Origin of the sequence: Neorhizobium sp. LMR1-1-1.1, from assembly GCF_040675795.1 — a bacterium.
GTDB lineage: Bacteria > Pseudomonadota > Alphaproteobacteria > Rhizobiales > Rhizobiaceae > Neorhizobium > Neorhizobium cellulosilyticum.
Genome location: NZ_JBEGHE010000030.1, coordinates 19,530 through 32,540, shown reverse-complemented (window position 1 = coordinate 32,540; position 13,011 = coordinate 19,530). Strand labels below are relative to the sequence as shown.

The 13,011-nt window shown below is 57.0% G+C and carries 8 protein-coding genes and 3 pseudogenes; 6 read left to right on the top strand and 5 right to left on the bottom strand.

Features of this window, described 5'->3' with window-relative positions; genetic code table 11:
- Nucleotides 1-109: 109 nt before the first annotated feature.
- Both MRBLMR1_RS19525 and MRBLMR1_RS19520 read right to left on the bottom strand, forming a co-directional pair.
- A pseudogene (locus MRBLMR1_RS19525) lies at nucleotides 110-310 on the bottom strand (IS66 family transposase); the annotation flags it as partial.
- A pseudogene (locus tag MRBLMR1_RS19520) lies at nucleotides 291-784 on the bottom strand (IS110 family RNA-guided transposase); the annotation flags it as partial. The pseudogenes MRBLMR1_RS19520 and MRBLMR1_RS19525, both read right to left, overlap by 20 nt.
- A gap of 64 nt (nucleotides 785-848) precedes the next feature.
- Between MRBLMR1_RS19520 and MRBLMR1_RS19515 the strand changes: the two are divergent.
- From MRBLMR1_RS19515 to MRBLMR1_RS19495, 5 genes and pseudogenes are all read left to right on the top strand, one after another.
- Nucleotides 849-1,623: pseudogene (locus tag MRBLMR1_RS19515) on the top strand (IS3 family transposase); the annotation flags it as partial.
- Nucleotides 1,624-2,536: 913 nt separating this feature from the next.
- A complete protein-coding gene (locus MRBLMR1_RS19510; RefSeq protein ID WP_500065753.1) occupies nucleotides 2,537-5,269 on the top strand; it encodes an ABC transporter transmembrane domain-containing protein in 2,733 nt (910 codons plus the stop codon).
- Between the two features lie 43 nt (nucleotides 5,270-5,312).
- Nucleotides 5,313-5,768 carry a Crp/Fnr family transcriptional regulator gene (locus tag MRBLMR1_RS19505; protein ID WP_148144131.1) on the top strand — a complete coding sequence of 152 codons (456 nt, stop codon included), beginning with the start codon at nucleotides 5,313-5,315 and terminating at the stop codon, nucleotides 5,766-5,768.
- 212 nt (nucleotides 5,769-5,980) lie between these two features.
- Nucleotides 5,981-6,529: an ankyrin repeat domain-containing protein gene (locus MRBLMR1_RS19500; RefSeq protein ID WP_286195172.1), complete on the top strand. Its 549-nt coding sequence runs from the start codon at nucleotides 5,981-5,983 to the stop codon at nucleotides 6,527-6,529.
- 32 nt (nucleotides 6,530-6,561) lie between these two features.
- Nucleotides 6,562-7,059 carry a YHS domain-containing (seleno)protein gene (locus MRBLMR1_RS19495; protein ID WP_148144129.1) on the top strand — a complete coding sequence of 166 codons (498 nt, stop codon included), beginning with the start codon at nucleotides 6,562-6,564 and terminating at the stop codon, nucleotides 7,057-7,059.
- Nucleotides 7,060-7,070: 11 nt separating this feature from the next.
- Here MRBLMR1_RS19495 and MRBLMR1_RS19490 read toward each other — a convergent pair whose 3' ends face one another.
- The 3 genes from MRBLMR1_RS19490 to MRBLMR1_RS19480 all read right to left on the bottom strand — a co-directional run bounded on the left by MRBLMR1_RS19490 (nucleotide 7,071) and on the right by MRBLMR1_RS19480 (nucleotide 11,752).
- Complete coding sequence (locus MRBLMR1_RS19490) at nucleotides 7,071-9,287, bottom strand: adenylate/guanylate cyclase domain-containing protein (RefSeq protein ID WP_500065751.1); 2,217 nt, start codon at nucleotides 9,285-9,287, stop codon at nucleotides 7,071-7,073.
- A gap of 649 nt (nucleotides 9,288-9,936) precedes the next feature.
- Entirely contained in the window at nucleotides 9,937-11,034 is a 1,098-nt protein-coding gene (locus MRBLMR1_RS19485; protein ID WP_183688473.1) for a Gfo/Idh/MocA family protein, read from the bottom strand.
- Between the two features lie 13 nt (nucleotides 11,035-11,047).
- A complete protein-coding gene (locus tag MRBLMR1_RS19480) occupies nucleotides 11,048-11,752 on the bottom strand; it encodes a GntR family transcriptional regulator (protein WP_500065749.1) in 705 nt (234 codons plus the stop codon).
- 98 nt (nucleotides 11,753-11,850) lie between these two features.
- Here MRBLMR1_RS19480 and MRBLMR1_RS19475 point away from each other — a divergent pair, with 98 nt between their 5' ends.
- Nucleotides 11,851-13,008 carry an LLM class flavin-dependent oxidoreductase gene (locus MRBLMR1_RS19475; RefSeq protein WP_148144125.1) on the top strand — a complete coding sequence of 386 codons (1,158 nt, stop codon included), beginning with the start codon at nucleotides 11,851-11,853 and terminating at the stop codon, nucleotides 13,006-13,008.
- The last annotated feature ends 3 nt before the right edge of the window (nucleotides 13,009-13,011 follow it).

Sequence of the window (13,011 nt, the reverse complement as noted above, 5' to 3'; positions counted from 1 at the left end):
GGGCCGGCGGCCAAATATGCCGCCTTTACGTAGGCCGGACACATGCAAGCCGCCGACTATCGCGCATCGATCAAATAAGCCTCTTGCATCACGGGAGCCATCCACACATGCAGGTCTCGATGAGCGAGGCGATTGTGGCCCAGTTCTCAGCCCCGGCATCATGTCCGGCAAAAAGTGCATTCTTACGATTAAGAGCAATCGGTCGGATGGTCCGCTCGACGGTATTGTTGTCAATCTCGATGCGTCCGTCAGACAGGAAGAGCCTCAGGCCATCCCAGTATTTGGCAATGTAGGCCAGAGCCTCGCCGATGGCGCAGTGCGATCCCGTATTCGAGGCAGAAAGCCCGCATCTGATTGATCAGGCGCGTTCTCGTTCCGATCATCTGGTCTCGCACCCGGTGCAAAGCCTGAAGATCGGCTTGCTCTTCGCTCTTGAGTGCAGCAAACCGCATCGTAGGCCGCGTAGCTGCCTCAGCGATCGCCTCCGCATCGATGATGTCGGTTTTGTTCGACTTAACGTAGGGCTTCACGAACTGCGCGGGGATCAAGCGCACCTTATGTCCAAGCGCCTGTATCTTCCTGGCAATCCACTGAGATCCTGCACACGATTCCATCCCTACGATTGCCGGCGCCGCGCGCTCGAAGAACTGTAGCAGCGTGTCGCGTCGGAAACGAACCTTCTGGACTGGGACGCCATCGCTTCCGAGACCGACAACGTGAAAGATGTTCTTGCCAATATCAATTCCGTAGACAGCCGCTGGCGCGGCATATTGCGCTGTGGCATTGCAACCTCCTTCGGTTTGGCCGCCTCATGATGCGGCAGGAGGACGAGGCGGACCATCCCATTAATGGTGACGCCCGATGTGAAGCGGGATGCGGTGGCTCACGTCTGTGCGCAGCATGGAGTGAGCCAGCGTCGGGCGTGCGAGGTTCTATCGGTGGATCGGTCGAGCATGCGATATCGCAGCGTGCGGCCTGACGATGCGTCCATCCGCGAGGCCATGAAGAAGGTGGCGTCCGAGCGGCGGCGCTTCGGTTATCGCCGTATCCATGTCATGCTCGACCGGCAGGGGATCGTCATGAACCTGAAGAAGCTTCGGCGTCTCTACCGGGAGGAGAAGTTGACGGTGCGCAAGCGTGGCGGCCGAAAGCGGGCCTTGGGCACGAGACCGTCCTCTGGCTCTGCCGTCGCGTCCCAACGAGCGCTGGAGCCTGGACTTCGTCAGCGATGCCTTCACCGACGGTCGCCGCTTTCGGGTTCTGGCCGTCGTCGACGACTTCACCCGCGAATGCCTATGCTTGGTCGCCGATACATCCCTGTCAGGCGCAAGGCTTGCCCGCGAACTGGATAGTCTCATCGCCAGACGCGGAAAGCCGAGGACGATTGTCTCGGACAACGAGACGGAGATGACCAGCATGGCCATCCTCAAATGGTGCCAGGAAACAAAGGTCGAATGGCACTACATCGCCCCCGGGACCCTGTTCTCGTCGCTTGCTCAAGCCCGCGCCGCCATCACCGCATGGAAGGAGGATTACAACAGGAACAGACCCCACTCGTCGCTGGGCAACATCACCCCAAGCGAGTTCGCAATGAAAATGGCTATAGAAAAACGGGCCGCATGAGGCCAGATTGAAAACCCAATGACTCTCTCGAAAACTGGAGGGAAATTGGGTCTCAGGTCATGACGCCGGTCGTATGTGGCTGCGGCCTATACGGTGGTCATGTGTTAAGCGCCGAATACGTTCACCGAGTAACAGCAACCTCATTCGCTCTTGAACGGATCTGAACCATCGACAATTGAACATGACCGCTAGATGTGTTTTGGGAAATGGCCAGCTTGGGCTTTCTTTTTTAGAGCTTGCCGAGCGGGTCCGTACCCGAGCCGGTATGTCCTTCGATGCTGTGGACCAGAACCAGCCAAGGATGGAAGAGTTCACAGGTCGAGGCCGCCTGCTCTTCTGCGCGCCAGCAGCCTAAAAATGTCCGGCTTCCGGTTCAAATCGCAGCACAGAGGGAGGACATACCGACACCGGACCGACCTAAAACCCAAGCCGACGTTGCCAGCAAGGCCAAGCCCCTATCCGGGAACCCAGGATTTCACCCCCTGCCGCCATCCTCCGGCGTGACTAACGTGCGTCCATCAGTTGTAGTGCGCGGCCCATAGCCAGCACGGTTACACTGCTGGAGCAGCTCGATCATCTGATCCCGGCAGATCGGCCGGCGTAAGAGGCCGATTTGGGAACGCATCATACTCCCCGCACCGATCTAAGATCAGGTATTCCACGAGATCCCGAAACAGCACCTTTGTCGATAGGGCTGCCCAAGCTCAATGACGCAGAGGCATTTGCCGACGCGAGACCCTCGCTGCGATCTGCCGGCAATCACACTCAACGCAATGAAGGCCAGTCCAGGCGCCTGGACACCACTCCAGTTTGCGAGTTTATCTCATGTGACCTATGCTCCGCTTCCCGGTCGGCAGCCTGTATCTATTTGCCCCTCGGTTGTGACCACCATGGTTTCGAACAGGTCGATGCGATGGAAAGGAGCCTGCTCCGCTACATCTGGAGCCATACCCGCAGGCAACAACTTTGGATCCTGCTCGTCGTGGCGGCATCCATGGTACCGTATTTTTTGGCCTTCGACCTGCCGAAGCAGATCATCAATGGCCCAATTCAGGGTAACGGCTTTGAAGCACTGAATGCGCGACAGCCGTTTTTCCGAGTTGTCTACGACCTTCCATTGATCGGGCGTGCGGAAGTTTTCAGCGGCATAGATCTCGATCGCCAGCAGACGCTTATGGCCCTGAGCACAACATTCCTGATTCTGGTGCTGATTAACGGGCTCTTCAAGTTCTACATCAATACATACAAGGGCAGGCTCGGCGAACGGATGCTGCGTCGTATTCGCTTCGCACTCGTGGACAGGGTACTTCGCTTTCCTCCCAAACATTTTAAACGGCTCAAATCCGCCGAAATCGCCAGCATGGTCAAGGACGAGGTGGAACCACTTGGAGGCTTTACAGGGGACGCGTTCGTCCTGCCCGCTTTACTTGGTGGTCAGGCACTGACAACGCTTGGTTTCATCATCGTTCAGAATATGTGGCTTGGTATGCTCACCGCCGGCATCGTAGGGATACAGCTGAGCATCGTACCCCGGATGCGCCGAAGGGTGCGGGAACTCGGGCGCTTGCGCCAGTTGACTGCGCGCGAATTTTCGGGCCGTGTCAGCGAAATCGTCGACGGCATTGGAGCAGTCCACAGCAACGATACTTCCAATCTCGAACGCGCCGACATCGCTTGGCGCCTTGGCCGGATTTTCTCGATCCGCTACGACCTTTATCAGTGGAAGTTTCTGGTAAAGTTTATCAACAATCTCATCGCTCAGGTCACTCCGTTCATCTTCTATGCTTTCGGCGGCTATTTCGTTTTGATCGGAAAACTCGATCTAGGACAGCTCGTCGCCGTCATTGCCGCCTACAAGGATCTTCCAAGCCCATTAAAGGATCTCATCGACTGGGATCAGGCACGCCAGGACGTGCAGATAAAATACGGAACAGTATGCGACCAGTTCAGCGTCGAACCGCTTATCGCGGAATCGGTTCACGCGCCTGCTAGTGGACCGACTTCACGACTGGAGACTTCCATCATCATCAGCAACCTCACACTTGTCGACGATACTGGAGCAAGGCTGCTGGATGGGGTTTCCACCGAGATTAAACCCAGTGAGACTATCGCCCTAGTAGGTGCCGCCGGCAGCGGAGCAGAAGCGTTTGCAGAGGCTCTCGCTCGTCTCGTCTGGCCGGAATTCGGCAGCATCACGATTGGTGATCAAGATCTGCTCGATATGCCGGAGTCGATCACAGGACGACGTATTGCCTACGCTTCAGGCGAGCCGTTTTTGCTGCATGGCAGTGTGATGGACAATCTACTTTATGGACTGAAAAATGCTCCAAGGCCAAGTGCGACGACTCACAACGAGCAGCGGATTGAATCGGAGCGCTATGCCATCGAGGCGCGCATGGCGGGAAATGTCGACTTCTCGCCACACGGGAATTGGATTGACTACCAGGCAGCCGGAGCCGATGGGCTGGACGATCTTCTCCATAAGGTCCTGCCGACACTGGACGACTTGCAGATATCCGATGACATTTTCGGGCTGGGACTGCGCTCCACGATCGATACGAAAGAGCAATCGGCCGTTAGCGAGAGGATCGTCGAACTGCGTGGCTCCCTCCGCAAGCGCCTGGTAGAGACGCAGCTTGACGAAATGCTCATACCGCTCGACTTCGATCGCTACAACATACAGGCGAGCGTCGGAGAAAACCTTTTCTTCGGAACCTGGAGCCGGGGGACCTCCTCTGACTTGGACGTGATCACACACCCCTGTTTCCAGCGGGTTTTGAATTCGACCGGCCTCGATCATAGCCTCTATGAAATGGGTTTGGAGATCGCTGAAATCACCGTCGAACTCTTCCGCGACGTGGCACCCCAGCATTCTTTCTTTCGCAGGCTGACATTTATGGCTGCGGAAGAAATTCCGATCTATCAGGCAACGCTGTCGCGATGCCGCGGGCTTCGCTTTGAGCACATCCCTCCTAAAGATCGCGCATCGATTATCGTGCTGAGCCTGGCTTATATCGAACCCATCCACCGCTTCGGCATTCTCACCGAGCCACTGATGGACCAGCTTGTGGCCGCGCGGAAACTCTTTCATACGGACATTCCCGACGACATAGCAAACCTGATTGACCGCCATGATCCCGAGCGCGTTACCGCATCGGCAACGGTACTCGACAATGTGTTGTTCGGCCGCATCGCCTCTCAGGTGGCCGACGCCGATGCCCATATTCAGACCGTTGTGAAGGAGCTGTTTCGCGCGGCGGGTCTTTATGAGAATGTCTTGTCGCTCGGCCTGCAGTTTGATGTTGGCGCTGGAGGAAAACGCCTTTCGCTGGCTCAGCGGCAAAAGCTCAATCTTGCTCGTGCGTTGATGAAACGATCGGACTTCACTATATTCAACAGGCCTTTGTCGGCGCTTGACCAGCGGGTTGACGAAGAGATCACACGGGGCATCGTCAAACGGAGAAACAAGGCGGAGCAAGCCGCCACTATCCTGTGGGGCCTTTCCGATCCGCGTGTGGCGCAAATTTTCGATCGGGTGCTATTTTTTCAGCGTGGATCGTTGATCGGCAATGGGACCTATTTTGAATTAGCGCGGTCAAATGCCGCGTTTCGAGAGTTCCTAGACTTGCCGTCCGACCACCGATGAACATCGAGATGCTATAGAAAAATATCTTGCTGGAGAGACTAAATTGCTTAGCGATGAGGTCCAGACATTGAAGGAAGTGCCTATCTTCGCAAGCATCGAGCCGTCCAAGCTGAAGCTGCTCGCTTTCGCTTGCGATCGCATGACATACCGAAAAGGCCAGGATCTTTTCCGCCAAGGTGACCAAGGCGATGCCGCCTTTGTGCTGCTATCCGGCACGGCAAACGTGATCGTATCATCTGCCTCCGGCGAACTGACCGTCGCGGAAGTTGGCCGCAATGCGGTCGTTGGGGAGATGTCTATTCTGTGTAATATTCCACGCACGGCAACGGTACGTGCTACGTCGAAATTGGAAGCATTACGCATTTCTCAGGATCACTTTCTGGCGTTAACCAGCGAATTTCCTGCTGTCGCTTCGGAGATCATGCGCACGCTTGTAACACGCTTGAGCAAGACAACCGCCGAACTCGTCAAGGCGCGCCTGCCGCCCGCCCCGGACTGACCAACATCTGGTTCAGCGCAAGATGGCGAAGACCGCTTGCCATCTTTTGGAAGCATTGGTTGCTCGAAAACCTGACAACTGCTATATTTCGCCCTCCTGATTTACTGAATGCGGCGTGCAGGTGGGAGTGGCCTGAAGCTCTCCCGGCCAAGGAGGGTTGTGCCGTGATCTTCGATAAATCGATATTTTTACTGGTCAGTATATCGGCCAATATGGCGGCCGCAGGCCAGCTACACGAGGCCGCACGAAATGGGAATCTTGCGCTTCTGACACAGGCTCTCGACGCGGGAGATAATGTATCAGATGCGGATGAGGCCGGAGATTTGCCTCTCATCCTGGCGTCGCTAAGTGGAAATCCCGACGCCGTAGGTTTAATTCTTGCCCGGGGTGCAGATATTGAGGGTCGCAACAAAAGCGGTCTGACTGCGCTGCACGCCGCCGCCTATGCCGGAAACCTCCACATAGTGAAACGTCTTGTTGCTGAAGGGGCTGCCGTTAACGACACCCAAAATTTCTACCACATGTCCCCGCTTCATGCAGCGGCCGAGGAAGGTCATGCCGATGTCGCCGCATTTCTCCTCGCCAACAAGGCGAATATCGAAGCGGCCGAGAGGAATGGCTATACGCCACTTACGCAAGCCGGGTGGCGCGGATATTGGGATGTCGGCGACATGCTACTGAAGGCGGGGGCGACATGCCAGAAGGCTGAACTCGTCGGTGAACCGCTCTACAAGGAGTGCATAAAACGGAAGTCGCCCTGACATGACTTGAGGACGACATCGGGAGGGACATCATGTCCACAGACAGGAAAAAGCGTCATCTTGGGCTGGCTACGCTCGCAATTTGTGCCTCGCTGGCGCAAACCGCAGCTGGCGAAGACTTCGTGAATACGGGCTATTTTGGCAATGTGGCGATTAAGGGATATGATCCGGTTTCCTATTTCGTCGACGGCAAGGCGGTGGAAGGGAACGCCCAATATTCCCATCGCTGGCTGGGAGCGATCTGGTATTTTGCCAGCGCCGAACACCGGGATCTTTTCGTCAAGGAACCCTCCCGCTATGCCCCTCAATACGGTGGATATTGCGCGGATGGCGTGTCGTTCGGGACGGTAACGACTAATGTCGATCCACGCGCCTGGCGCATCATAGATGGCAAACTCTACATCAGTTATGATCCCGGCGCGGCCGATGGCATGGAGACAAACAAGTCAAAGGTGCCGGAATCGCAAAAACACTGGGCCGATGTCCAGCAGACGCTCATATCCGAGAAGATCCAGAAGCAGTGGAAATGACGTTGTTGTAATCAGCGCGCTTTTTCCTCAAGCGAGAAATACTGCAGTGATCGCGGAGTAATATGGACATATGCGAAATTGGCCATCCCCGTATTCACGTTGCGATAAACGGTGCCGCACACTAGGCGATCTAGAAAATAGCCCTCGAACTTCTCGCATAGTCTATCGTCGTTGATTTCGGCAGTGCCGGTAATGCTTGTGTTGGCGCTGCGGTAAGCCGTCTTTCCGTCCGAGCTGAAATACTGGAGGAATTCAGACCCGTTTCGATGCCTGCCAACCCATGTCTGGTTGTCGATCAAAGCCCGCAGGTCCACCCCTGTTATGCGATCTCGGTCATGGCCCTCGAAGCCGAATGGCCAATCCGGAATGCCGGCGGATTTAAGCGCGGTAAGATGATGGTCGAGATCTTCGGTTGGCCAATAGTCATAGAGATAGCGATAATAACTCAGATTGCTTTCCGGAAAGAGCCAAAGCAACCGTGTCGCTTCTTCTCGCGCACGCGTTTTGTCGCCAATGTTTGCGTAGGCTGCCGCAAGATACTCTCGGGCCGGTTCAGTTTTCGGAAGGCTTTTCAACGCTGCCTCGATTAGCGGGATCGCGTCACTTTCCTTGCGCGCGGTATAAAATACTATCCCTGCGAGCAGCTTGAAACCAGGCGCCGGTGAAGGATCGAGCCGGAGCGCCATCTCGATCGTGGAAACAGCCTTCTCAGCCGAGCCTGTATGCGCCTGGATAAGCGCCAGGTTGGCAAGCGCCTCTGCGTCGTTGGGTTGGGCCGCTATCGCGTTGTTGGCTGACGCAAGCGCTTCGCCGCTGTGACCGTCGACCCACTGCAGTAAAGCGAGGACGGTATGCGCCCGGGAATTTCCAGGATCCAATTTCAGTGCCTGTCCCGCCGCGTCATAGGCAATCTTTCGCGCCACCGCGGCCGACCACATGAAGTTGTAGTCGTTACGCCAGACGTCGACTGCTACCCGGGCTATCCCAGCATAGGCGTTTGCAAAGCGGGGATCGAGTTCGATAGCCTTTTGATAGAAAGACAATGTCCGCCGATAGGTATCGACATCGCCATAGATGAATCCCTCATGCTGGGCCCGCATGTAATAGTCGTAGGCCTCCAGACTGTCTGTAGGCATACGGGAAAGCTGTTGCTGCTCCCCTTTGCTCAACTTGACCGAGAGCGCCGATATGATCCGTCCGATCACGTCATCCTGAACGGTGAACAGATCAGCATATTGGCGGTCGTATTTTTCAGCCCAGATCGACAGGCCTGTCATCGCCTCGATCAACTTGGCATTGATCCTCAGGCGTGTTCCGTCGCGCTGCAATGTCCCTTCGAGCACATATCGGACCCCCAGGGCAGACGCCACTTCCTGGATCGTGCCGGATTTTTCACGAGCATCCGAGACAGAATATTGAGCGACCACGAAGAGTCCGGAAACCTTGGAGAGTTCGGTAATGAGGTCATCCGTCAGACCTTCGGCCAAGTGATCGCGCGTTGTCTCACCGCTCACATTGGCGAAGGGTAACACCGCGACGGATGGTTTGTCCGGCAAAGGATAGGCATATTGTCCCGTCGGCTGCGGGTTAAACAAAGTGGACTGCGCATGCCACCATGTCAGGCTGATCACGGCAATCAGCCCACCAATCACGGTGATTGCAACCGGTACTCGCCTCCGCCATACGAAGCTGACGATTGGAAATCGCCGCAGTGGCGGCGCCTCAGCCAAGACGCGGTATACCCTGATGTGCTCGGAGAGACCCTTGAATTTTCGACTACCCAGTGACTCGTATTCAACATGGATCTTGGATCTGACCTGGTCGTAGGTGGAGCCGGATATCACGATGCCGCCAGGCACCGACAATGCCTCGATTCGGTCGGCGATATTCACGCCTTCGCCGTGCACATCATCGACAAGAATATCCCCGAGATTGATACCAATGCGGAATTGCAGTTGCGCAGATCCAACGGAAGCATCGCGCTGCTCCCTCTTCTGTCTCTGGACATCGATTGCGCACCTAAGAGCGTCAACGACACTATGAAATTCCACGAGCAGTCCGTCACCCAGTGTCTTCACGAACCGGCCATTGTTGGCCTCGATAGTGGGGACCCAAATGTTGTACGTGTCGGATCGAAATTGCGCGCGCGTCCTCTCCTCGTCGATTTCGCTGAGACGGCTATAACCGACGACATCTGCAACCAGGATGGCGGCGAGACGACGTTCCATGCGTCCTCCCAATGTCAGTGAGGTTACAACAAACGGATCGTCGATGCCACCGGCTCGCTGTGCAGCCGCAGATACCCTATCGGTGGCGCCACCATATGCCAGGCCCGGTTGACTACAAAGCAGCGCTGCCAGAACTCTGCGTGCCGGACTGGAATATCACTGAAATCGTCAAAAAAGCTCGGATCACGTGAAAGTCTCGGAAAAGACTTCTTGTGAGACCGTTGGAAAATGGGAGCAGAGTGGAGTGCCGCATTTGGAATGCCGTGACCATTACGCTAAATTGCAGACCAAGCCGAACCATTATTCTGGGAGAGCCTTTTGCACGTCGTTCCGTGCTTCAAGCTATTGATGCTAAACCACGCATCATGAGCCTCTCGACCCGAAAGAAGTTTAAGCGGAAAAGTCCATCGTTGGCCGTACGGATGAATAGGATACGCATCCGTATCTGAAACCTAAGCACCATGCTCTTCGCTGCTGCTGGCAGTACAATCCTGAATTTCGGTATCAATGCGAGTTTGTACAAGTGCATATGGGATCATAGTCATCTCCAACTGCGAGCCTTCATCACAACGTCTCCGCTTGGCTTAAGCCCCTGAACAGGGAGGATAATTGCCCCTGTGAGCCGATTTCTAGATATTGAGTGGCAAACCTACGCTCCAGAGCGAAATTCCAAGACCTGCCCCGTCTCCGACGATTGCTGGGCGGCCAGCCCCATAAGTACCGCCCATCTCCCGTCATCGACCGTCACCTCCACCGGCCCATCCCCTCTCACCACGCGCAGAAACCGTTGATGCTGATAGAAGGTCGAACCGTTATGATCGCCGGCATCGAGAAGCGCCCGATCGACAGGAATGTCGATCGCGCGTGGCCCCTGCGGCTCGCGCGGCGACACGATCACCTTGGCGACCGGTGGGCTCCCGAGATGCTGCGGCCAGAAGCGCCCCGGCCCGGGCACCTTGCATTCGATCTTGCCGAGCGGACCGACGGCCGAAATTTCCTCTTGGTAACGCGCGCCTTCGGCAAACATGCAAAGCTCCAGCATGGCGCGGGCACCGGAGGCAAAATCGACGATGGCGTATCCATGGTCCCATATATCCGGCTGTAGCCCATCATAACGCTCATCGGCATGGTTCACCGCCTGGCCGCCGGATGCCATGATGCGCACCGGATCGGATTTCAGGATCAGCCGCATCAGATCGAAAAAATGGCAGCATTTTTCCACCATCGTGCCGCCGGTGCGGCTGTTGAAGCGGTTCCAGTCGCCCACCTTTGTCAGGAAGGGAAACCGATGTTCGCGGATGGTCAGCATGCGGATGCCACCCGTCGCGGCTTCAGCCTCCGCAATCAACCGCGCCACCGGCGGCATGTAACGATATTCCATCGCCACCCAGATCGGCGCCGGATAGTTTTGGCGCAGGGTCTCGATGCGGGCCGTGTCGTCGAGGCTGGTGAACAAAGGCTTTTCCACCAGAACCGGCAGCGACCGGATCGCGGCGATCTCCTCCAGCTGAGCGAGATGAAAATGATTGGGGCTGGCGATCAGCAGGCAATCGACCGCCTCAATGGCCAGAAGCTCCGCCACCGAACCGACCAAACGCGCATTCGGAGAAAGCTCGGCCGCGCGCGCCCTCATTCCCGCATCAGGCTCGAAAATCGCCACCACCTCCGCATCCGGCAGCAAAGCCAGATTGCGCAAATGCTCCTGCCCCATCATGCCGCAGCCGATCACACCGTAACGCACTGCCATTTCTCCTCCGTCCCTATTTCAGCCGCGACACATAACGGGCGACCGAATGGTCGATCCATGTGCGCGAAACCTCCGCCCGTTTTCCATCCTGCGCTTCACTGATGCGAAACATCTGCACCGCCGGCTCTCCCGCCCGGCGGCCAAAATTTTCCGGCGCCCAATTCGGCACCGTATCGAGACCGATCCTATCCTCCGCCCGCGCGATCCACAGACCGAGCCGCGTGCGGTAATAGAGGTAAAGCGATTCAGACAGGTCGGCCGGCGCGATCACGTCGACATAACCGCCATCCAGCCAGATCTCCTCCAGCCCCGCCACCTTGCCGGACAGTTTGCGGATGCGCCGGATGCGGTGCGCCTCTTTCGACGAACCGAAATCCGGCAGGTCGGCCGGTTTGGGCAAACGCCGCACATCCAAAATGTCCGCTGTCGGCAGGCCTCCGCCTTCCAGCAGCTCCAGCCGGAACATCGCATAGACGCTCTGCGGATCGCTGACGGCGCGCACGTAATTGCCAGAACCCTGCACCCGCTCCAGCATGCCGCGAGATTGCAGCTCCGACAGAGCCTTGCGCAATGTGCCGGTGGCGACACCCAGCCGTTCCGACATCTCCCGTTCCGGCGGCAGTTTTTCGCCGTCGATCAGACGGCCAGCCGCGATGTCACGGATCAGAAGCTCGGTGATCTGCAGGTAGATCGGCAGGCTGCCGGATGTCTGCTGCATGCCCACTCCCATCACGCGCCGCCAAATTGATACACTATTGATTTACATCAATCGCGATGTTACGCAACAGTCAATCGATCTCGGGGAGGAGAATTCCGATGACCGTTGTACCCGTCCGATCCGCCGATCTCGATGCCTCGGAAATCTCGTGGTTTTCCTCGCTTTGTTCCGATGATTACGCCTTTCTCGGCGTGCCGGATGGCGCTTTGCGCTCCAGCTTCGAACACTGTTCCGCTATCGTGAAAAAGGCAGAGGCGCTGGGTTTTCGCAACATTCTCTGCCCCTCCTCCTATCAGGCCGGGCAGGATACGCTGAGCTTTGTCGCCGCCTGCGCGCCGATCACGCAGAACATCAACATGCTGGCGGCGATCCGTTGCGGTGAAATGCAGCCGATCATGCTGGCCCGCACCGTGGCCACGCTCGACCATATGCTGAAGGGCCGGCTCACCCTCAACGTTATCAGTTCGGATTTTCCGGGCGAAGTCGCCGACAGCGCCTATCGTTACCGTCGCAGCCATGAGGTCGTTGAGATCCTGCGACAGGCCTGGACGCGTGACACGATCGACCACGACGGCGAAATCTACCAATTCAAGAACGTTTCCACCGATCCCGCTCGTCCCTACCAGCAGAATGGTGGGCCGCTTCTCTATTTCGGCGGTTATTCACCCGATGCGCTGGAGCTTTGCGGGGCGCAATGCGACGTTTACCTGATGTGGCCGGAACCCAAGGAACAGCTGGCGGAACGCATGCGCGCCGTGCATGCCCGCGCAGAGGTGCATGGGCGGGTGCTGGATTACGGCCTGCGGGTGCACATGATCGTGCGGGATACCGAACAGGAGGCGCGCGAATATGCCGAACATATCGTCTCGAAACTCGATGACGAATACGGCAAACTGATCCGCGAACGCGCGCATGACAGCATCTCGCTCGGCGTATCGCATCAGGCGCGGGCGCGGGAACTGGCCGACCAGTTCGGTTATGTCGAGCGACATTTGTGGACCGGCATCGGCCGCGCCCGTTCCGGCTGCGGTGCCGCCATTGTTGGCTCCACCGATCAGGTGCTGTCGGAAATCGAGGCCTATCGAAAGATGGGCATCCGCGCCTTCATCTTTTCCGGTTATCCGCATCTGGACGAGGCCGAACATTTTGGCACAAAAATTTTGCCACAGCTGAAAACCTGCTCGCTGCCGCATGAATATGGCCGCGTGCCAAAAGAGACACCCGCCACACCGCTTGGCACCGGCGAGCGTCGATAGGAT